Raw genomic sequence first — 19,844 nt, forward strand, 5'->3', positions numbered from 1 at the left:
GCGGTCAGGTGCAGGCGCCCCAATCAAGGGAGGAGGGCGCATGATTATTCGTATTTTCCAAGTGGTCACACATCCGGGCATGGAAGAGGCCTTTGGCCAGTTTTTTCATGAAACCGCGATACCGATGATGCGCAACACAGAGGGTGTGATTTCGGTCTTGCCGGGTGCGCCAAGACCGGAGACGCCAAGAGAGTTCAGCATAGTCATGGTCTGGCGTGACTTGGAGGCGCTGAAGGCATTTGTGGGTGAAGATTATCGTGATCCACATATCGATCCCGCGGAAGCGGATTTGGTCGAGTTTCGCAGTATCAGACACTATGATTCGGTTGAAGGTTAGGCGCTTGCCCGTTTGCGTTCGCGCCAGAAGGTGAAAAGCCCCGCTGCCACGACAATGACAGCGCCAATGGCGACATTGGTGCGCAGCGTTTCGCCAAAGAACATCATACCAAACATCGCCGCGAATGGCAGCTGCAAGTAGGCAAAAGGCTGAACGGTGCTGGCCTCGGTTGCTTCATAGGCTTTGATCAAGAGCCAATGGCCGAATGCGCCGGTGCAGCAAAGCGCGGCCATCCAGAGCCAATCGGGGCCAGACATGGGTTCCCAATGAAAGGCACCAATTGCGGTCATGACCACACAGCCGACTGTGCCGGTGTAGAAAAAGCTGACCTGTGCGGTGTCGCGGCGGGCCACATAGCGTGTAAGCAGGCCATAGAGAGCAAAGAGTAAAGCTCCGAGGAGCGGGACAATGGCCCAGACCGTAAAGACGCCCGATCCCGGTTGCAGGATGACCATGACCCCAATTGCACCAACCCCGATTGCGAGCCAGCGCCGCCAGCCGACCCGTTCGCCAAGCACTGGTCCAGAGAGGGCGGCAACCATAAGGGGGTAGCAGATGAAAATGGCGTGGGTCTCGGTCAGACCAAGCAGGGTGAAGGCAAGTACAGTCACGCAAATCTCGACCGCGAGGATGGCGCCGCGCAGGACTTGGAGCAGGGGGAAACCGGTGGTGGTCGCGGCGCGTAGGCCACCGCTATGCCGGGCCGAGAGAGCGATGACGAAAGCGGCGAAGAACCAGTAGCGCACCATCACCACAAGGTAGATATTGTATTCGCCTGCAAGGTGGCGCGAAATACCATCCTGTGCCGCGAAGACAAAGGTGGTAAGCGACATCAGGAGAATGCCGAAGCGAGGGTTGTCTGCACTCATATCGCGGGCTTGCTGCCGATGGTCATGTGCCGTTTGCGCCCAAAGCCGGGGGTACGAGTGACCTCAAAACCAGCGTCCGCGAGATTGCGGCGCACGAACCCGGCGGCAGTATAGGTGGCGACAGTGCCGGTGGGGGCGGTATGCGCGCCCACCTGTTTCATAAGGGCCTTACCCCAGAGTTCGGGGTTCTTTGCGGGCGAGAATCCATCTAGGAACCATGCATTGGCTGCAAAATTTTGTGCTGCAAGGCATTCGTGCGCGTGGCCAATTAGGACTTGAGCGTTGATGCCCTCTAAAGTGGTCAGAGATGGATCCCTTTGCCACGCGGCAACGAGGCGTTTGGCATATTCGCCGAGCTCCGGGAAGGCCTCGAGGGCGCGGGCCATCTCTGTGGCGCTCATGGGGAACGCCTCGAAGCTGGTGAAGGTGAGTGGCGTGGTTTGTCCCGAGGCGTCCCATTCCATCCAAGCGGTGAGAAGATTGAGGCCGGTGCCAAAGCCGAGTTCGGCAATGTGAAAACCAGGGGCAAAGCGCGCCGGGAGATCATTGCCGGCCAGAAACACATGGCGCGTTTCCGCAAGACCGTTTTCCAAGCTGAAATAAGGGTCGTTGAATCGGGTTGAGACGGGAATGGCCCCATCGCGCCACTCAAGATCTGCGTGCTGGTCGCTCATCGGTGGATACCTTATGGAAGGTGAGGAGTGCAGGATTGGACGAGCCGGGGTGATTTGGCAATGGTGGATATAACCGTGATGGGCGCCGGGGCGTTTGGGTTGAGCGTCGCGTGGGCATGTGCACAGCGCGGCGCCAAGGTGCGGGTGATTGATCCGGGCGGCGTTGGTGCGGGCGCGAGTGGGGGCATTGTTGGTGCCTTGGCCCCGCATACGCCAGAGAATTGGAACGACAAGAAGGCGTTTCAATTTGAGAGCTTGATTATGGCAGAGGAATTTTGGGCTGAAATAGAGACTGTTGGTGGCGTGTCGTCAGGGTATGGGCGCACGGGGCGCGTGCAACCGGTGATGAACGAACGCGGGCTTGATCTAGCGCGAGCGCGTGAGGTGAGTGCCGCGGAGTTATGGCAGGGACGGGCGACATTGCAAGTGGTCCCAGGAGAAGCGTTGAGCGCATGGGCGCCGGTGTCACCAACTGGTTGGTGGATCAAGGATACGCTGAGCGCGCGTATGCACCCTCGCCGCGCCTGTGCGGCGCTAGCGGCAGCTTTGCGCGCGCGAGGTGGCGAGATCGTTGCGACAGGCGCGCCCGAAGGCAAGGTTGTTTGGGCGACTGGATGGCAGGGCTTGGTCGAGTTGTCCGGCGAGATGGGTCGTATGGTCGGCAATGGCGTAAAAGGTCAGGCGGCGCTGTTGAGATTAGATCGGCGTGGACTGCCGCAGTTGTTTGCGGATGCAGTGCATGTGGTGCCGCATTCGGACGGGACGGTTGCCATAGGTTCGACCAGTGAGCGAGAGTTTGAAGCACCGGATCGGACAGATGCGCAGTTAGAGGATGTATTGGCGCGGGCTATTACGGCGGTTCCGGATTTGGCGGGGGCTGAGGTGATCGAGCGGTGGGCCGGGGTGCGGCCAAGAGCCAAAAGCCGGGCGCCGATGCTGGGGGTACACCCGTTGAGAAAAGGTGACTACATCGCCAATGGTGGATTCAAAATCGGGTTTGGTATGGCGCCCAAAGTGGGACAGGTGATGGCTGATATGGTGCTGGAGGGGCGCAACGCCATTCCAGAGGGATTTCGGCCTGAAGCATCGCTTTAGGACGCGGTTGCTGTCATACATCGGCGACCATCCGGGCCGCGCACCCAAAGGGTGCCATCACCGCCCCAACAGAAGGTCGCCGGTTCAAAGTGCATCAGCGGAGCGGTGGCGCGGAACGAGAAATGGCTAAGTTGGTCAAGGTATTCCTGAGCAAAAAGCATTAGAAGCTGGGCAAGTAGCGGGCCGTGCACGACAAGGCCAGTGTAGCCTTCGACATCGCGGGCGTAGTCGAGGTCATAATGAATGCGATGGCCGTTGAAGGTGAGCGCTGAATAGCGGAAAAGTAGTGTGCTGTCGAAACTGTGCGTGACACTGGAAACCTCGTCTGTACGTGCCGCGGCGGATGTGAGTTTGGGTGAATCAGGTGTTGGGTCCTCTCGATAAACGAGGTCTTGGTATTCTCGGACGGCGATGATTCCATTTTGCGCAATTTCGTGGCAGAGGGTGACAAAGCCGAGCGGGCCAGTGCGGCCTTTTTTGTGAAGGGCCTTGTGTACCGTGGTAGTCTTGGTCGCGGGCAGTCCGGCGCGCAGAGGTGCGAGAAACTCGAGCTGACCGCCCGCCCACATACGGCGGGGCAAACCCATGTCGGGAATGATTCCGCCAAGTTTTGGGTGACCGTCCCGACCGAGGTTTGTGGGTGGTTGCGCATCCCAGAAATAAAGCTGGTGAAAGAATGGAGGCAGGTACACACCAGTTTCGATATCGGCAAATCGACCCAGAGCCCTCAGACAAGCGTTGGCGCGGGCCGGGTCGAGTATGTCGTTTTGACGAAACGGTTTCTGGGCGTCATCCTGCATGGCAGAAGGCTAGGGCTGAACAGATGAAAGGACAAGGTATGCCGGAACTACGCGCGTTGGATCATCTGGTTTTGACGGTGGCAAATGTTGACGCGACTATCGCGTTTTATTGCGATGTCTTGGGGATGCAGGCAGAGCGATTTCAGCCCGCTGACGGAAAGACGCGCTGGGCGCTGAAATTTGGGGTGCAAAAGATTAATTTGCACGAAGCAGGGCGTGAGTTTGAGCCGAAAGCGGCGAATGCAACGGCAGGGTCGGCGGATCTGTGTTTTTTAAGCGATGTCGCGCTGGATGACTGGCAGGCCCATTTCACCACAATTGATATCGCGGTTGTTGATGGGCCTGTAGAGCGGACCGGGGCGACGGGGCCCATCCAGTCGATTTATGTTCGCGATCCTGATGGCAATTTGCTGGAGATCAGCAATACCATTTAGCCAATGTCGGCACGCAATGCGTCCATAAGGGTTTTTAGCGATGCTTCGGTGCGCTCGTTTGTTAGCCTGCCATTGGCGTCAAAAGCGCTGCCGCTATTGGCGAGGCTGAGTTCTGGTGCGAGCGTGATGCGCGGACGGAATGCCACGAGGCAGGAGCGCATCATGGTTTGGGCACGCACACCTCCGGCACGCCCCGCAGCTGCACTCATCAAAGCGGTGGGTTTGCCGACAAGGGGTTTCTCAGTATGGCGGCTGATCCAGTCGAGTGCGTTCTTGAGAACACCGGTGATGCCACCGTTATATTCTGGGGTGGAAATCAGCACAGCGTCTGCATTGGCAATCTGGTCGACGAGCTGGTTAACGCCTTCGGGCAGTCCGTTGCGGTCTTCTTCGTCGCCATTGTAGAGCGGCAGGTTCAAGTCGGCCTCGACATATGTGTCTGCGCCGTAAAGACGGGCGGCTTCGCGGAGGAGATTGCTGTTGGTGGAACTCGAACGGAGCGCGCCGGAAAGGCCGAGCAGTGTATGGGGCATATTGGGAACCTATGGTTGCTGGTTCTAGAAACCTAAGTGCGCGCTGGGAGCGTACAAGGTTTGCCGCAAAGCAGTAATTTTGTCCGGTTGTCTATTTTGTGAGACAGAGCATGACACCATTGGACGCGATGGTGATGCGCCGCCCAATGGTGTGTTCTGCGAGTGATCAGGTTGCGTTGGGCAAGATGACAATCTCAACACGACGGTTCTGTTTACGCCCAGCTTCGTCAAGGTTTGAGGCAATCGGCTGATCTTCGCCGCGGCCAATGGTTTCGATGCGCTGCACCGGAACGCCACCTTCGAGTAGCACATCCGCCACCGCGTTGGCGCGTCGTTCGGAGAGTGCTTGGTTATGCTCGGCCGAACCGGTGTTATCAGTGTGCCCGAGCACCTGAACGGTTGTGTCTGGGTATTTGTTAAGGCTGGTTGCGACTTTGCCCAAATCATCGCGCAAGCCTGAACTTACGGTATAGCTATCGATGTCGAACAGAATGTCCTGAGGCATTGTCAGGATCAGGCGGTCGCCGGTGTTTTCGATGCGCACCTCGTCGTCGAGGTCCTCGCGCAACTCGGCGGCCTGTTTGTCAAGCTCGCTTCCGATGATGGCACCAACCCCAGCGCCAACTGCGGCACCAATGGCAACATTGTTATCGGTGGCTGCGGCGACGCCCGCTCCAAACAGTCCGCCGATGACTGCGCCCGTTTTGGTCTGGCGGTACGCATCGCGTTCTTCGCCGCTTCCGGCGACATAACCTGGGTCTGTACACGCAGTCAGGGTAAGTGCGCTGGCCACGCAAAGGGAAAGTGCGAATTTGGTCATCTCGGTGCCTCGGATTTTGCGCCGCTTTTGCGGCTTTTCCTAAGCATAAGCGATGTTTCGCGCTGTCCCAAGAGGTGAAGCTGCGTCATCGGCGGTTCGGTGCCGAGATTGTGACCGTTCAGGACGCAGCGCGGGCCGTTTCATAGGCCAAGAGGGCACGTTTGACCGGCAAGCCCCAGTGATAACCGCCTAGACCACCAGACTTGCGCATGGCGCGGTGGCAGGGGATTAACCAGCTGATGGGGTTACGCCCTACGGCGGTGCCAACGGCGCGCACGGCTTTGGGTGCGCCAATGACACGCGCGATTTCGGAATAGGTAGACACGTTGCCCGAAGGGATGCGCATAAGGGCTTCCCAAACCTTGATTTGAAGCGCGGAGCCGATCAGGTAGATGGGCACTTCGGACAGGTCGTTGTTCTGGGCATTGTAGGCGGCCTGTACCCAAGGGCGCAGGAACATCGGGTCCTCGACAAACGTGGCTTTGGGCCAGCGCGAGGTGAGATCCACCATCGTGGGCTCGGTGCCGGTTTCTGAGGCGAAACCAATGCCGCAGATACCCTTTTCCGTGCCCATCACGAGGCTGAGGCCAAAGGGGCTGTCGAACCAGCCCCAGAAGATTGTCAGCCCGCCGCCGCGACGGGCGTATTCGCCGGGGCTCATCGCCTCCCACTTAAGAAAGAGGTCGTGCAGGCGACCAGAGCCCGAGAGCCCCACGGCGTCTGCGGTTTCGAGGGTCGTGAAGTGTTCGTGCAAGAGGGCTTTAGCGTGACCAAGAGCGAGGTATTGCTGAAATTTTTTGGGCGAAACACCGGCCCATTTGGTGAACAGGCGCTGGAAATGCGCAGGACTCATGCCCATTTCACTTGCGAGGTTTTCAAGCGAAAGCTGTTCGTCGCCTGCGTCGATCAGATCGATGGCGCGGCGCATTACATTGAAGTGATAGCTGTGTTCCATGTTGGACATGGGTAATCTCCGGGTGGTCTGATGACAGAATAATGATCCACCTGCCGCCCTGCGACCCGTTTCTTGAGCAATCTGCTTGTCTGTTCGGCAATGCTGACCATATGAAGGCACACGAACCACCCTGAGTGATATGGACCTGACATTAATGACCTTAAGAGACCGCGTGGGCGCGGTGATCGACAGCCCACTGTTTCGCAACGCCATTTTAGGCGTGATCCTGTTTAACGCGATTATTCTTGGGCTTGAGACGTCAAAAACGGTGATGGATGCGGTTGGCGGGCTTTTGATCACGCTCGATGGGCTGTGTCTCGCCGTTTTTGTTGTCGAAATTCTGGCAAAGATGTTCGTGCGGCGCTGGGCGTTTTTTAAGGATGGGTGGAACCTGTTTGATTTCGTGATTGTTGGGATCGCGCTCATTCCTGCTGCGCAAGGGCTATCTGTACTTAGGGCGTTGCGGATTTTGCGATTGCTGCGGGTCGTGTCGGTGGCACCATCGTTACGGCGAGTGATCGAAGGGTTGATCAACGCGCTGCCCGGCATGGGGTCGGTTTTTCTGTTGATGACGCTGATTTTCTATATCGGTGCTGTGATGGCGACCAAGCTGTTTGGCGCTGCGTTTCCGGATTGGTTTGGCACGTTGGGCAAGTCTGGCTATTCACTGTTCCAGATTATGACGCTTGAAAGCTGGTCGATGGGAATCGTGCGTCCGGTCATGGAGACCTACGCCTATGCGTGGCTGTTCTTTGTGCCGTTCATTTTGCTGACAACATTTGTTGTGCTGAACCTTGTCGTAGGTTTGGTGGTGAACTCGATGCAGGATGCGCACCACGTTGAGGCGGATGAGCGCACGGACAATTACCGGGATGAAGTTTTGGCGCGGCTGACCGATATTGAGATGCTCTTGAAAGAGCGTGACAAGAAAGACTAGCGTGAAGAGCACCTAAATGGTGGTTTGCGTGGGTGGGGGATGAATGGCAAAGCAACTGGATTATCATACGATCCGCGAGATTTTCACACGATTCGAGGCCGCCGAAGCCGAACCCGTTGGCGAACTGGATCATGTGAATGTCTACACGCTTGTCGTGGCGGTGGCGCTGTCTGCACAGGCGACGGACGTTGGTGTGAACCGTGCGACAAAAGAGCTGTTCAAGGTGGCTGATACGCCGCAGAAGATGCTCGATCTTGGTGAAGAGCAGTTGATTGAGCATATCAAGACAATTGGGCTTTACCGAAACAAGGCCAAAAACGTTATCAAGCTGAGCCGAATTCTGGTTGAGGACTATGGCGGCGAAGTGCCCAATTCACGTGCCGCGCTGGAGAGTCTGCCGGGGGTGGGTCGTAAGACCGCGAATGTGGTTTTGAACATGTGGTGGCGGTATCCGGCGCAGGCGGTGGATACGCATATCTATCGGTTCGGAAACCGGTCCGGTGTGTGTCCGGGCAAGGACGTTGTCGCCGTAGAGCGCGCCATAGAAGACCACATTCCGGTGGACTTTCAGCTACACGCGCATCATTGGATGATCCTGCACGGGCGTTATGTCTGCAAGGCGCGAAAGCCTATGTGTGGCACGTGCCTGATCCGGGATCTTTGTATGTTTGAGGAAAAAAACCTGTGAACAAAAAATATCAGGTTGTCGGTATCGGCAACGCTATCGTGGACGTGATTTCGCAATCAGATGACAGTTTTCTGGACCTGATGGGTATCCAGAAAGGCATCATGCAGCTGGTCGAGAGAGAGCGGGGCGAGATGCTCTATGCTGCGATGACCAATCGCACACAGGCACCGGGTGGGTCTGTGGCCAATACCGTCGCTGGGCTGGGATCGTTAGGGTTGACGACCGGGTTTATCGGGCGCGTGCATGACGATGCGCTGGGCCGGTTCTATGCAAGCTCGATGCAGGCTGAAGGAACCGATTTTGTGAACCCGCCGGTTGCGGAAGGGGAGCTGCCGTCATCGCGGTCGATGATTTTTGTGTCACCAGACGGTGAGCGGTCGATGAACACCTATTTGGGGATTTCGTCGGAGTTGGGCCCGGATGATGTATCGGATGATGTGGCTGGTAATGCGGCGCTGTTGTTCCTTGAAGGGTATCTTTACGACAAGCCACAAGGAAAAGAAGCATTTGAGCGGGCGGCGAAGCTGTGCCGGGAGGGAGGCGGTAAGGCCGGTATTGCACTGAGCGACCCGTTCTGCGTCGATCGTCACCGCGACGATTTCCGCCGCTTGGTGCGGGACCTGGATTTTGTGATTGGCAACGAGCACGAATGGCAATCATTGTACCAAACTGATCTGTCGACGGCGCTGGAGCAAGCAGCAGCCGATAGCGGGCTGATCGTGTGTACACGGTCGGGCCATGATGTTGTACTGGTTCAGGGTGATCAACAAGTTTCGGTTCCGGTGAACGAGATTGTTCCGGTTGATGCTACTGGGGCCGGTGATCAGTTTGCCGCCGGGTTCCTTTATGGGTTTGCTACAGGGCAGAGTCTTGAGGTGTCTGGCCGTATGGGGTGCATCGCGGCCGCAGAAGTGATCAGCCATTATGGCGCACGCCCCGAAGTAGACGTGAAGGATTTGTTCCGCAAAGAAGGGCTGATCGGTTAACGCAGCTCTTTTCGAATTGCGAGTTTTAGGCCGGACCAGGTTTTGTCGTCGGCGCGGACTTCTACGTCGACAAGGCCCATCGGTAGCGCGATCTTTCGGATTGCGTCTTCCGTGATTTCACTGGGTTGGCCCGCGGTTTTTTGGGCCAGCTGCCACAGGCCATGCCATTGGGCGAGATTGCGCCGTGTGCGTTGATCAAAACTACCTCGAGAGGGGTGCGCTTGTCGGCACAGACAGGCGCGACGTCTGGGCAGACGTTGATCGTGTCTCACACCAAGTTAATTCTGGCACGTCAGTTCGTAGCAGCGTGTGAAAATTGGTTGGCGCATTTAGCAAAACCGCCCGCAGACCGGGTTTGAGGCCCCGCTTCTGCCAGAGCGATTTGCCAGAATACCCCGCCATCAATTGCCAAGTTTGGCGTGCACTTCGCCCAGATCAATCTCACCGATGGGCATTTTGTTGCCCGGATTTTCAAAATCGTATTTGAACAGTTGAAAGTCGCGTTTGTAAATTTCGTAAACGAGGTGCATCGACAGATCATCAAAGTAGTCTTCAACCGGGTGCGCACGCTTGGGGCCGTGCCCCTCGGATTCGTTGAAGCGAGGGATCTTTGTTAGGTCGATCTCTTTGGGCGTCTCGATTTTGTCCAGTACCTGCTGCATTCCGTCGTTGAAGCTCTCGGTCCAGATGATTTTGTCGTAGGCGCCACCATTGACAATGAATGTGGAGACGTGACCTGACATTGCGGACCAATGGATGTCCGGGTCCATTGGTCTGCGCCAGCGAATGGTATCGCGGGCAAACAGGAGAAAACGACGAAAGCTTTTGATTTGGTCAAACTCTTCCTGTCCGGAATCACCCCCCACATCGATGCCGTATTTTTGGATCAACATCGGTACAAGATTGCCGCGATATCGTTTCCCATTGCGCTGGATGCCGCAAATTTTGTCAAAGAAAGACGAAAGAATACGGGTGTAAGGGTTACGCACGCATGTGAACGCATAAGATTTATGTTCACGTACATTGTCGATTATGGGCTGGTGACTTTCGTCCAGTGCCCATTTGTGCATGCCAGATTTCGCGTCGTGAATATCACCGTCAAAAAACACGCCGTGATCCGAGTAATACATGATTTGTCCGATGGACGAACATGCGCATTTTGGGACCACACGATAGAGCACGCTTTCGCTCTCGGTCATCCAAGTTCCGGGAAAACCCATAGATTCCGCCTCCGTCAATGGCACCGCCCTTATGGGCCTGTTTCGCCAATACCCTAAAAAAAGCAAATAAAGTCTGTTTATTCAACGCGTGTTCACGATTAAATGGGTAATCAACGAACATGCAAGCGGGGCAAGTGTTTCTGGAATGGCGAAAATTGCGTATATTTTGCTGTGCCACAAGGATCCAGAGGCGATTGTCAAACAGGCAGAGCGGCTGACTGCGACGGGCGATTACATCTCGATCCATTTTGACGCACGGGCCAAGGCCGAGGATTTTCAAACCATCAAGGACGCCTTGTCGGACAATACAAACGTAGCATTTGCACACAAGCGCATCCAGTGCGGTTGGGGCGAGTGGTCACTTGTCGAGGCCACTTTGTATGCGGTTGAGACCGCCGTGGAGAAATTCCCACGTGCCACGCATTTTTACATGGTGTCGGGCGATTGCATGGTGATCAAATCATCTGAGTATATCCATGATTTTCTTGATGAAAATGACGTCGATTTCATCGAGAGCTTTGATTTTTTTGAAAGCAACTGGATCAAGACGGGTATGCAAGGCGAGCGGTTGATTTATCGTCATTGGTTCAATGAGCGTACGCAAAAGCGCAGGTTCTATTTGGCTTTTAATTTTCAGCGCAAGCTGGGATTGGAGCGTAAGATACCGTCTGATTTACAGGTTATGATTGGCAGCCAATGGTGGTGCTTGCGTCGCGAAACGATCGAGGCGGTTTTGCATTTCACGAAGCAACGCCGAGATGTAATGAGGTTTTTCCGAACCACATGGATTCCGGATGAGACTTTTTTTCAGACGATTGTGCGCCACCTTGTTCCTTCAGCAGAAATCCGGTCACGTTCACTGACGTTTCTGATGTTTACGGACTATGGGATGCCGTTGACGTTCTATAATGACCACTATGAATTGTTGCTGAGCCAAGATTACCTGTTTGCGCGAAAGATCAGCCCCGAGGCCATTGAGCTAAAGGAACGGTTGGGGCGGCTTTACGCAGAAGAAGGGGTGAAGTTTCAGATCTCCGCCGAAGGGCCTAGCCTTTTTAAATTTTTGACCGGGCGTGGGCGAGAAGGGAAGAGATTTGCGAGCCGATTCTGGGAGACGGAATCATCGCTTGGTCGCGACCGCGAATTGATGATTCTGGTCTGTAAAAAATGGCATGTGGCCAAGCGGCTGCTGTATCGGATTCAACAGAAAACCGACATTCCGGCAATTGCCTATCTCTTCAACGAAGAAAGTACGCCGCTGCCGGATCTGGGCGGTATTCAGTCGACGCTTGAGAAACGGACACGGCACCGGCGGGCGCTGATGAGGATGTTGTTTGACTATTACGACACAAATCGCCTGATCGTTTGTCTTGATCCGTCTGCGATGGATCTGATGCAAGATTTTTTCAGCGACAGGTCCACCACACGGATGCTTGAATTGCAGTGCAAATTTACCGACGAGTATCTGACTGGGCATGCCACCCGAATCGGGCTGGCCGGAGAGCAGACAACGCAAGAAACACTGGAGCGGCTGTTGCCGACCATTCGGCGCGACATTTTGAATGAAAGCGACCGCATTTTGGATGCTGGGTTTACGAATGTGGTGCACCTTCGTGAAGGCGAAGAAGAAAGCCACAGTATTGCCGCGTTGATGGAGTTTTTGCGGGTGCCCGAGGAAACTGCAAAGGATGTTGCAGGCGTCGAGCACCTGTTTGACGACTAAATTCGCGACCCAAGAGTCAGGCTGAGCGTGTCAGTTTCAGGAACACATCTTCAAGATCGGCTTGTTCGGTCTTAACGTCTCGGATTGCGATGCCAGCGTCGCGCACGGCGCTGAGCGCGTTTTCGGCCGTTGTTTCGTTTGCGTGGTAGGCAATCGCCAAAGCACCATCGTTGCGTCGCGTGACGTGGATGTTTTTCGCCGAAGGGAGCGTTTTGGGCGGTTCCATCGGGTAAATCACCAGGCATTTTGCGTCCATCTGTCTTAAGAGGTTGGCGGTGCTGTCGCGCGCGACCAGTGAGCCCTGGTTGATGATCGCGATTTCGTCGCACATTTCTTCGGCCTCTTCGAGGTAGTGCGTGGTCAGAATGATGGTCATGCCGCGTTCGGCGTTTAGCTTGCGGATGTTAGCCCACAGCATTTGGCGCAGCTCGATGTCGACACCCGCAGTGGGTTCGTCAAGGACGAGGATTTGCGGAGCGTGAACCAGCGCTTTGCCCAAGAGAAGCCGCCGACGCATGCCGCCGGACAATGTGCGGGCGTAGGCCTCTGCCTTGTCTGTCAGGCCGACCATATCCAGAATCTCGTCGCTGTTGCGCTGGGATTTTGGCACGCCATACAGACCTGCCTGAACCTCTAATGCGCCGCGTGGCGTGAAAAACGGGTCGAGGTTGAGTTCCTGAGGCATGACTCCGATGGCAGCGCGGGATTGACGCGGGTTTTCATCCTGATCAAATCCCCAAATACGGACCGACCCGCGCGATTTGCGGACCAAACCGGCCATGATGTTGATCATGGTGGATTTTCCCGCACCATTGGGTCCAAGCAAGCCAAAAATTGAACCTGCCAGGACGTCGAGGTCGATACCTTTGAGCGCGTTCTTTTCTGGTGCATTGCGGCCACTTTGGTAGGTCTTTTGCAAGCCTTGAATCTCAATGGCATTCTGCGTCATGGCTGCACTTGCTCCCGGCTGCGCGATCCCTCATATTTGCACTTAAACCGCTGAGCACAGGACAACAAGCTAAGCGCGTGCAATTTCGACCAGAGGACGAGCAAATATGACCATCCAAGCGCCGGAAACCAAGATCGTAGAGACATATCGTGTGGCCTGTGACGGCGGCGAAGGTGCGCTGGGCCATCCGCGTGTCTGGCTACAGATCCCTCTGGAAACAGGGTGGGTCGAGTGTTCGTATTGCGATTGCAAATTCATTCATAAGGACTACGAGACGGCGAACAACTGAAGCACAGAGTTTAGAGGTGGGTTTGTGCGTGGTGGCGATCTGGCGTTTCCAGATGCGCAATGCCGTTGAACTGGGTCAATAGTGGCTGCCCTAGCACCATTTGCCAGCGATGCACCGACGTATTCATGATTGCGAGGCACATCTGTGCCCAGCCGCCCACGTCCAGTGACAGGGTTTGGCGCAGAACTGACCCGATCAGGCCACCGGATGTGATGACCAAGGCCCGACCCTGACCGGCGGCGATTTCCTGCATCACGTCCTGTATGCGGTTAGCAAAATGTTCGTGGCTTTCTGGTGCACCTTCGATCTCGCCGCGCTCCCATGCGCCAAGCACGGCAGGCAAGTGGCTGACAAAGCCTTCGCGCTCGGTTGGCACCTCTAGACCGTATTGCTCTTGCATCAGTTGTGACAGGGTGAAGTAGGCGAACTCGTTTAGTCGGGCGTCGTGCGCGATGTCGGCGTGTTCCTCTGCGCCCATGGCGGATGCCGTTTCGATGTGGCGGCGCATGGTGCCAGTATACACGCGCTGAAAGCGGTCGCCGATGTCTCGCATATAGCCACCAAGCCAAGCGGCCTGTTGATGCCCGAGCGGAGACAGGCGGTCGTAGCTTTCTTCGTCGCGTGCGGTGGTGTTGGCCTGACCGTGACGGACGAGGGTTATATGTGGCATTGGATAAACCTCTGGAACGAATACTTTGTGAGTATTTCAGTCAAGCGGAGAGGTGAAGAGGTGCTTTGTTAAATAAATGCGATTGATTACTGTTAGACAAACAGCGGAGTGGGACGGATGGTCAATCCAGAGCGGTTTTTGACGGATTTGCATGAGTTGCGCCAGTTTGGTGCGTCGGGCATCGGAAAGGGTGTTGTACGGCCTGCGTTTTCGGATGCAGATGTTGCTGCAAGAGAGTGGCTAATGGAGCGCTTTGAAGCGGCGGGCTTGCGGGTTCAAGTCGATCCAGTTGGGTCGGTTTGGGGCTTGGCGGATGGGCCGTCTTTGCTGCTAGGATCGCATTCCGACAGCCAACCAGAAGGTGGTTGGCTGGATGGCGCGCTTGGCGTGATTGCAGCGCTGGAAGTGGCGCGGGCGGCCAAAGAGTCTGGCGGTCCGGCGGTGTCGGTTGTGTCTTTTCAAGACGAAGAAGGCCGATTTGGGATCACTACAGGGAGTACAATCTGGTCAGGTGCGGTGCCACTGGAAACCGCAGACAATTATACGGATCGCGATGGTGTGCGGTTTGAGACGGCGCGCAGACGGATGAGCCATTTAGTGGGGGATTGGGTTGATCCGGCCCAGTTCACCGGATTTATCGAGATGCATATCGAGCAGGGCCCGTGGCTTGATAAAGCCGGGGAAGCTGTGGGCGTGGTTACGGATATTGTTGGCATTCGTGACATGCGGATCACTTTTGAGGGTGAGCAGAACCACGCGGGAACAACGCCGATGCATCTGCGAAAGGATGCAGTTCAGGGGCTGATTGCTTTTGGCACTGCGCTGAACGAAATGCTTGCGCCTGTTGTCACACCGTCGACGGTGTGGACTATTGGCCATGTGGCGGTTCATCCAAACGCCAGTTCGATAGTACCGGGAAAGGTAACGTTTTCGTTGCAATGGCGCGATAGTGAGGCAGCGCGCCTTGGGCAGATGGAAACCATTATTCGCGACACCGCGGTCGGGATATCGGCGAACCGCGGCCTCTCGGTTACATTTGGGGAAATGCTGGGATTGGAGCCGGTCAAGATGGATGGCCGCTTGCGCGATGCGTTGAGCGATGCGGCAGAGGCCTATGTGAGCGGCAAGTGGCGTACGATGCCGTCAGGTGCCTTGCATGATGCAACAAACGTGGCACGCCACGTGCCGGTGGCGATGCTGTTCGTCCCGTCGATTAACGGGGTTAGCCATGCGTTTGAGGAAGACACAAGCGAAGAGGATTTGGTCGCTGGATTGAATGTGCTGGATGGGGCCGTGCGCCGCCTGACAAACTAGCTGCGTTCATACCCGCGTTTTTGAGCGCGCTTTCGGAATGTGTCGGCTGCGTTGGACGCTTCACGAAGGTTTCCAAAAATGCTGACCAAGGTCTGCCCTTTTCCACCTGCGACACCCCATTCGCGAAACACGGAAACCTCTTCGAATAGGTTCATGGCGATCTCAACCCTATAAAACCGAGGGCCAGATTTGGTGGAGGGTTTGTAGAGGATGCAAATCGCCATACTTGTATCCTATTGCACGGTGATTCGCCGCGCAATAGGGGTGATATAGTCTCTGTTTTAGCCCAAGAGAACGATATCAGAAGCACCTGCACCGCGTCTTAGTGCGTGGACATCGGCAATTGCGGGATCGTTGATCCATGCCAAAGCGCTGTCGCGGTCAGGGAAAGACAGGATGGCGGCCACATCGGGCAGATCCGGCGCGCCGTCCAAAGCTGTTGCTTCGGCGGAGGCCTGTACAACTTGGCCGCCATGCCGTTGCAGAGCTGCGCCTGCTTTGTCGCGATACTGCGCAAGAGAGTCTGGGTTGGACACGGTGAGTTTGGCGTAAGCGTAGATCATTGCTAGCTCCTTTTTGGGTTTATTCAAACATAGCGCAATGCGAGTCTTGCGAAAACGCGTGTATTTTCACGCTTCATGTGCGAAAATGCATGCCATGGCGGATTGGGAAGATTTAAAGACAGTTCTGCACTTGGTGCGCGCAGGATCCCTGGCTGGGGCTGGGGCAGCGCTGGGTGTAAATTACACCACGGTCGCGCGCCGAATTTCACGTATTGAAAAGGATATGGATGTTCGGCTGTTTGATCGGCTGGCTGACGGGTATCAGGCGACCGAAGTGGGGAAATCCGTTGCTTTGCGCGCAGCTGAAATGGAGGCGCAAGAGTTGACCTTGATGCGAACCCTTCAGGGACGGGATCAGCTTTTGTCTGGCACATTGGTCGTGACCGCGCCGCAGCTAATGATTGGTCCTTATATTTCTCCCGTAGCTGCACAATTTTTCAAGGCGCATCCCAATGTTGAGCTGCGCCTTAAGGCGTCTAATGACATTGTTGACTTAACGCGCCGAGAAGCTGATTTGGCAGTGCGTATCTCACGCAGTCCAGGCGATACGCTCAAAGGGGTGCGTGTTGCGGGACAACAAACGGCATGTTTTGGTGCGCGTAAGTGGTTGGACCGGACAAAAAATGATGTGATCGATTGGGTGGTCTACGAACAGCAACCAGAAGTGCCAGTAGCCGCGAAAAGGCACTTCCCAAAATCGCGTGTCGTCTTGGTCTGCGATGACATGGCGGCGATGGTCGGAGCTGCCGTTGCTGGATTAGGCGTTGTTCGGATGCCGTTCTTTTTAGGGCGTGCGACACCTGGCTTGGTGCAACTACCATTCTTGGATTCTCAACCATACGCCGATGTTTGGGTGCTATCGCATCCGGACGTGTGGCCATCTGCACGCGTCGCAGCCTTTCGTGAAATGCTGGTCCCGTTTTTCAGGTCGCGCAGAGCGGATTTTCTGAACTAAACCGCTCCGAAAAATTCCCCGCAGCCGATGTTCTGATCTGCGGGGAGTTGGGAGTGTCCCGTGTTTTTGATTTTTCCCCAAATCGCGCTAGCAAGTCAAAAAGGTTCGTTGGGATTGGTCTCAACATACCACATCTGGCAGGGAATATCTACATATTGTCGGTTTCTACGCTATGTGTACCGGATGTCGTGGGCGGTGGCGTGGTTCGGATTGGCGCTAAACCCACTCCACATTTCCAAGGAAAATGTATCCGGCGCCGTATATGGTTTTGATAAGCTGAGGGTTTTTTGGGTCTTCGCGTAGTTTCGTACGCAGACGCGAGATCCGCACATCCATGGCGCGATCAAAGCTTTCTCCTGCTGCACCACCTAGCATTTCTTGCATCTGCGTGCGGCTGATCAGGCGTTTGGGGCTTTCAAGGAAGAGGCGCAGCACTTCACTTTCGGCATGGCTGAAAGTGGTTTCAGTGCCATTCTCATCTTTGAGAACGTAGCGGTCGAAATAGGCCGTCCAACCGTTGAAAATTGCTGTGTTGGCGGCAGTGGTCGTTGGGGCTTTGTCCTTGCGCAGGCGGGCGCGGACACGGGCTACCACCTCGGCGGGGTCGAAGGGTTTGATGATGTAGTCGTCTGCGCCAAGATCAAGACCGGTCACACGATCCTGTACCTGCGCACGTCCTGAGATGATGATAACTGCTGCACCAAGTTCGAGCGCAAGTCTGTGAACCAGCGTAAGACCGTCCTTGTCGGGCAGACCGAGATCAACAAGGCAGACATCTGGTGTTGTCGATTTCAGCGCGGCTTCGAATTCGGTGGCGCGGGAAAAGCCCATGGTACGAAACCCGGCTTCCTCAAGCGCATCGGCAAGGATTGAGCGGATTGCGGGTTCATCATCGAGGATCGTGACGAGAGGTGCGGTCATGACTGTGCCTCTGGGTGCAAGAATTTAACCAATTGTTCGGCGGTAAAGGGTTTGGGCAACATGGGTGCGCGAGCCGCCCCTTTGACATACAGCGGATTGGTTTGGGGAAGAGATGTCATGAGATAGGCAGGAACAGCATCGTTGGGCAATTCGCGGATGAGATCTACCCCGGTGGCGTCGCCTTCAAGCATGATGTCTGAGAGGATCAGGTTTATTTCCGGCAATTGGTCGAGCAGCGCTCGCGCCTCGGCGACGCTTGCGGCTTCAATCACTGAGTGGTTCATGTCAGTCAACATAGCCCGAATAAGCCCGCGCAGATCCGCATTGTCCTCAACCAGTAACACCAGACCAGGCTTGGACCTGCAGACAGGCTTGCGCAGTGGCAAGCGCAAAGAAACTTGACCACCTGTGTCTGTGTTGGCAATTTTCACATCACCACCAGCAAGTTTGGTCATGTCGTAAACCATCGCCAGTCCAAGGCCGGAGCCCTCCGCACCTTTAGTTGTGAAAAACGGTTCAAGGGCGCGTTGCAGAGCTGTAGGTGAGAAGCCCGGGCCAGAGTCACGAATGGTGAGCTGCACCCAAGTGTCTTGGATGAGTTCAGCAATCAATAGTATTGAGCCATTTTCGCCGCAGGCGTCCCGCGCGTTGAGCAGCAGATTGACCACCGAGTCCTGCAACATGGCAGGATCAAGAAGGATAGGCGTATCGGGAATGCCATTTTCGATGATCAGAGATGCCTTTCCCTCAAGTGTCGGGGTGGCCAGCGTTTCCAGTTCCGTCAAGAGCGCCTGCATGTCGACAGGTACAAGATTTGGCGCGCGGTGGGCTGTAATGTCGGCAAGACGATTGAGCAATGTTCCGCCGCGCCGCGCCGCTCCCAGAGTGGCCTCGATCAATGTGCTAGCTTCCGAAGGCAACGCCATCTTTTGCAGCTTGCTTTGCGTTCCCAGAATGATTGTCAAAAGGTTGGAAAAATCATGCGCCAGTCCGCTGGTCATCTGGGCGGCAATCTCTCGGCGCCGTGTCTGTTGTAGGGCGACCCGCGTTTGCGTCTCTTCGGTGATGTCCATGGAGAGAATATAGACTCCACGTTCGTCACCCGTGTTTCCGTCTGGTGTGAAGGCAACACGGATGCGCCGTGCGCTGGGATGGTCATTGAACTCGAACACGGATGGTTCGCCGTTGAATGCAGCGTCAAGGTACGGGCGGATCGACTGAAAGGCGCTGTCGCCAAGTGCATCGCTGATGTGGCTGCCAATAATATTGCTAGGTCGACCCGGTATGACCGACGACAGGCGCCGGTTCGAGTAGGTATAGAGCCGGTCAGGACCGACATGCGCGATGTGGGCGGGCATCATTTCTGCGGTGAGACGCATCCGCGCTTCGGACTCGGTAAGTTGGCGTTTGACTTCGCCCAGCGTATTGACCGTTGCTTCAAGCTTGCGGTTGGTGGCCGAGAGCTCCTCAGCGTGTTGAAGCAGCTGATCAGAGAGTTCCTCTGAACGTCCCCGCAAGAGTGCCTCTTGACGTTTGGTTGACGTGATATCTGTATAAACGGCAACCCACCCACCTTCCGGCAGCGGCGAGCCCTCTACGCTGATCCAGCGCCCGTCCGCCCGTTGACGTTCAAAGTAGTGCGGTTCGAAATCAAGAGCCCGCTCAACGCGTTCGGCGACAAATGTCTCGATTTCTTCGTGAGGAACGTCACCGTATTCGCCATTGTCCACGAGAAAGCGGATCGTGTTGCTGAATGACGCACCGGGGCGGGTGAGGTGATCAGGGATCGAAAACATTTCGCGAAAACGGGCGTTAGAAACCACAAGGTTGAGATTGCTGTCATAGATCGACAAAGCCTGTTTAATCAGGTTCAAACCCGCGATTGTCATTGCCTGCGTGGTGCCGGAAACCCGCGCCATACCTATCTCCCTTTCCCTATCGCTAGCATCGCGTGCTTGGGCCGCAAAGCCCCAAATGCGGGCTGTTACAATTCGTAAGGTTTGGGAAATGTTCAGGAAAAAGTTGACGCACAGAGTGAAACGCGCACCTTAAGAGGTGAGGAATCGTTTCGGCGGTTTTGGTCCGTGGAGGCGGACCGTTAGGGAGGAGAGA

At 55.7% G+C, this 19,844-nt stretch carries 24 protein-coding genes; 10 read left to right on the forward strand and 14 right to left on the reverse strand.

Translation table 11 applies throughout. The features are described 5' to 3' along the window. Nucleotides 1-40 precede the first annotated feature (40 nt). Entirely contained in the window at nt 41-337 is a 297-nt protein-coding gene (locus CLV88_RS15540; protein WP_106609334.1) for an antibiotic biosynthesis monooxygenase family protein, read from the forward strand. Here the strand turns inward: CLV88_RS15540 and CLV88_RS15545 are convergent. Then, nucleotides 334-1,206: a DMT family transporter gene (locus tag CLV88_RS15545; RefSeq protein ID WP_106609335.1), complete on the reverse strand. Its 873-nt coding sequence runs from the start codon at nt 1,204-1,206 to the stop codon at nt 334-336. The two genes, CLV88_RS15540 and CLV88_RS15545, sit on opposite strands and share 4 nt — an antisense overlap. After that, a complete protein-coding gene (gene mnmC2, locus CLV88_RS15550) occupies nt 1,203-1,880 on the reverse strand; it encodes a tRNA (5-methylaminomethyl-2-thiouridine)(34)-methyltransferase MnmC2 (protein ID WP_106609336.1) in 678 nt (225 codons plus the stop codon). The genes CLV88_RS15545 and mnmC2 overlap by 4 nt, the downstream gene beginning before the upstream one ends. A 60-nt stretch (nt 1,881-1,940) precedes the next feature. On the opposite strand from mnmC2, the gene CLV88_RS15555 reads away from it, so the two are divergent. After that, nucleotides 1,941-2,975, forward strand: a complete 1,035-nt coding sequence (locus CLV88_RS15555) for an NAD(P)/FAD-dependent oxidoreductase (protein WP_106609337.1) — start codon at nt 1,941-1,943, stop codon at nt 2,973-2,975. On the opposite strand, the gene CLV88_RS15560 is transcribed toward CLV88_RS15555, so the two are convergent. Beyond that, a complete protein-coding gene (locus tag CLV88_RS15560) occupies nt 2,972-3,775 on the reverse strand; it encodes an HTD2 family dehydratase (RefSeq protein WP_106609338.1) in 804 nt (267 codons plus the stop codon). The genes CLV88_RS15555 and CLV88_RS15560 overlap by 4 nt on opposite strands. Before the next feature lie 38 nt (nt 3,776-3,813). Between CLV88_RS15560 and CLV88_RS15565 the strand changes: the two genes are divergently transcribed. Continuing rightward, on the forward strand, nt 3,814-4,209 hold the full coding sequence (locus tag CLV88_RS15565) for a VOC family protein (protein ID WP_106609408.1): 396 nt from the start codon (nt 3,814-3,816) through the stop codon (nt 4,207-4,209). On the opposite strand, the gene CLV88_RS15570 is transcribed toward CLV88_RS15565, so the two are convergent. The 3 genes from CLV88_RS15570 to CLV88_RS15580 form a co-directional block, all read right to left on the reverse strand. Continuing rightward, nucleotides 4,206-4,742 (reverse strand): NADPH-dependent FMN reductase, encoded by a 537-nt coding sequence (locus CLV88_RS15570; protein ID WP_106609339.1) that lies wholly within the window; start codon nt 4,740-4,742, stop codon nt 4,206-4,208. The genes CLV88_RS15565 and CLV88_RS15570 overlap by 4 nt on opposite strands. A 166-nt stretch (nt 4,743-4,908) precedes the next feature. Then, the gene (locus CLV88_RS15575) at nt 4,909-5,562 is read right to left on the reverse strand and encodes a YiaD family glycine zipper/OmpA-like lipoprotein (protein WP_106609340.1); all 654 of its coding nucleotides are present in this window, start codon (nt 5,560-5,562) and stop codon (nt 4,909-4,911) included. A 118-nt stretch (nt 5,563-5,680) separates the two neighbouring features. Continuing rightward, a complete protein-coding gene (locus CLV88_RS15580) occupies nt 5,681-6,526 on the reverse strand; it encodes a bifunctional helix-turn-helix domain-containing protein/methylated-DNA--[protein]-cysteine S-methyltransferase (RefSeq protein WP_106609341.1) in 846 nt (281 codons plus the stop codon). Nucleotides 6,527-6,671: 145 nt separating this feature from the next. Between CLV88_RS15580 and CLV88_RS15585 the strand changes: the two genes are divergently transcribed. The 3 genes from CLV88_RS15585 to CLV88_RS15595 are packed head-to-tail and all read left to right on the forward strand — an operon-like array spanning nt 6,672 to nt 9,128. Next, a complete protein-coding gene (locus tag CLV88_RS15585; protein WP_106609409.1) occupies nt 6,672-7,454 on the forward strand; it encodes an ion transporter in 783 nt (260 codons plus the stop codon). Nucleotides 7,455-7,497: 43 nt separating this feature from the next. After that, entirely contained in the window at nt 7,498-8,142 is a 645-nt protein-coding gene (gene nth / locus CLV88_RS15590; protein WP_106609342.1) for an endonuclease III, read from the forward strand. Beyond that, nucleotides 8,139-9,128 carry an adenosine kinase gene (locus CLV88_RS15595; RefSeq protein ID WP_243403684.1) on the forward strand — a complete coding sequence of 330 codons (990 nt, stop codon included), beginning with the start codon at nt 8,139-8,141 and terminating at the stop codon, nt 9,126-9,128. Before nth ends, CLV88_RS15595 begins: the two co-directional genes overlap by 4 nt. On the opposite strand, the gene CLV88_RS22850 is transcribed toward CLV88_RS15595, so the two are convergent. Continuing rightward, a complete protein-coding gene (locus tag CLV88_RS22850; RefSeq protein ID WP_133169976.1) occupies nt 9,125-9,400 on the reverse strand; it encodes a hypothetical protein in 276 nt (91 codons plus the stop codon). The genes CLV88_RS15595 and CLV88_RS22850 overlap by 4 nt on opposite strands. Nucleotides 9,401-9,529: 129 nt before the next feature. Then, nucleotides 9,530-10,348, reverse strand: coding sequence for a sulfotransferase family protein (locus tag CLV88_RS15600; RefSeq protein ID WP_106609343.1), 819 nt, complete (start codon nt 10,346-10,348; stop codon nt 9,530-9,532). Nucleotides 10,349-10,493: 145 nt separating this feature from the next. Here CLV88_RS15600 and CLV88_RS15605 point away from each other — a divergent pair, with 145 nt between their 5' ends. After that, on the forward strand, nt 10,494-12,071 hold the full coding sequence (locus CLV88_RS15605; protein ID WP_106609344.1) for a DUF5928 domain-containing protein: 1,578 nt from the start codon (nt 10,494-10,496) through the stop codon (nt 12,069-12,071). A gap of 16 nt (nt 12,072-12,087) precedes the next feature. Here CLV88_RS15605 and CLV88_RS15610 read toward each other — a convergent pair whose 3' ends face one another. Next, the gene (locus CLV88_RS15610; RefSeq protein ID WP_106609345.1) at nt 12,088-13,020 is read right to left on the reverse strand and encodes an ABC transporter ATP-binding protein; all 933 of its coding nucleotides are present in this window, start codon (nt 13,018-13,020) and stop codon (nt 12,088-12,090) included. 106 nt (nt 13,021-13,126) lie between these two features. Between CLV88_RS15610 and CLV88_RS15615 the strand changes: the two genes are divergently transcribed. After that, nucleotides 13,127-13,309, forward strand: a complete 183-nt coding sequence (locus CLV88_RS15615; RefSeq protein ID WP_106609346.1) for a zinc-finger domain-containing protein — start codon at nt 13,127-13,129, stop codon at nt 13,307-13,309. Between the two features lie 10 nt (nt 13,310-13,319). Here the strand turns inward: CLV88_RS15615 and CLV88_RS15620 are convergent, their stop codons facing one another. Further along, a complete protein-coding gene (locus CLV88_RS15620; RefSeq protein WP_106609347.1) occupies nt 13,320-13,979 on the reverse strand; it encodes a histidine phosphatase family protein in 660 nt (219 codons plus the stop codon). Between the two features lie 117 nt (nt 13,980-14,096). On the opposite strand from CLV88_RS15620, the gene CLV88_RS15625 reads away from it, so the two are divergent. Then, a complete protein-coding gene (locus CLV88_RS15625) occupies nt 14,097-15,293 on the forward strand; it encodes a hydantoinase/carbamoylase family amidase (protein ID WP_106609348.1) in 1,197 nt (398 codons plus the stop codon). On the opposite strand, the gene CLV88_RS15630 is transcribed toward CLV88_RS15625, so the two are convergent. Then, on the reverse strand, nt 15,290-15,517 hold the full coding sequence (locus tag CLV88_RS15630) for a WGR domain-containing protein (protein ID WP_106609349.1): 228 nt from the start codon (nt 15,515-15,517) through the stop codon (nt 15,290-15,292). The genes CLV88_RS15625 and CLV88_RS15630 overlap by 4 nt on opposite strands. Nucleotides 15,518-15,574: 57 nt before the next feature. After that, nucleotides 15,575-15,856, reverse strand: coding sequence for a DUF1330 domain-containing protein (locus CLV88_RS15635; protein ID WP_106609350.1), 282 nt, complete (start codon nt 15,854-15,856; stop codon nt 15,575-15,577). A 94-nt stretch (nt 15,857-15,950) separates the two neighbouring features. On the opposite strand from CLV88_RS15635, the gene CLV88_RS15640 reads away from it, so the two are divergent. Then, the gene (locus CLV88_RS15640) at nt 15,951-16,811 is read left to right on the forward strand and encodes a LysR family transcriptional regulator (protein WP_106609411.1); all 861 of its coding nucleotides are present in this window, start codon (nt 15,951-15,953) and stop codon (nt 16,809-16,811) included. A 216-nt stretch (nt 16,812-17,027) separates the two neighbouring features. On the opposite strand, the gene CLV88_RS15645 is transcribed toward CLV88_RS15640, so the two are convergent. After that, nucleotides 17,028-17,732, reverse strand: a complete 705-nt coding sequence (locus tag CLV88_RS15645) for a response regulator transcription factor (protein WP_106609351.1) — start codon at nt 17,730-17,732, stop codon at nt 17,028-17,030. Continuing rightward, nucleotides 17,729-19,651 carry a hybrid sensor histidine kinase/response regulator gene (locus tag CLV88_RS15650; RefSeq protein WP_243403685.1) on the reverse strand — a complete coding sequence of 641 codons (1,923 nt, stop codon included), beginning with the start codon at nt 19,649-19,651 and terminating at the stop codon, nt 17,729-17,731. Before CLV88_RS15650 ends, CLV88_RS15645 begins: the two co-directional genes overlap by 4 nt. Between the last annotated feature and the right edge of the window lie 193 nt (nt 19,652-19,844).

Origin of the sequence: Shimia abyssi (genome assembly GCF_003014475.1) — a bacterium.
Taxonomy (GTDB): Bacteria; Pseudomonadota; Alphaproteobacteria; order Rhodobacterales; family Rhodobacteraceae; genus Shimia; species Shimia abyssi.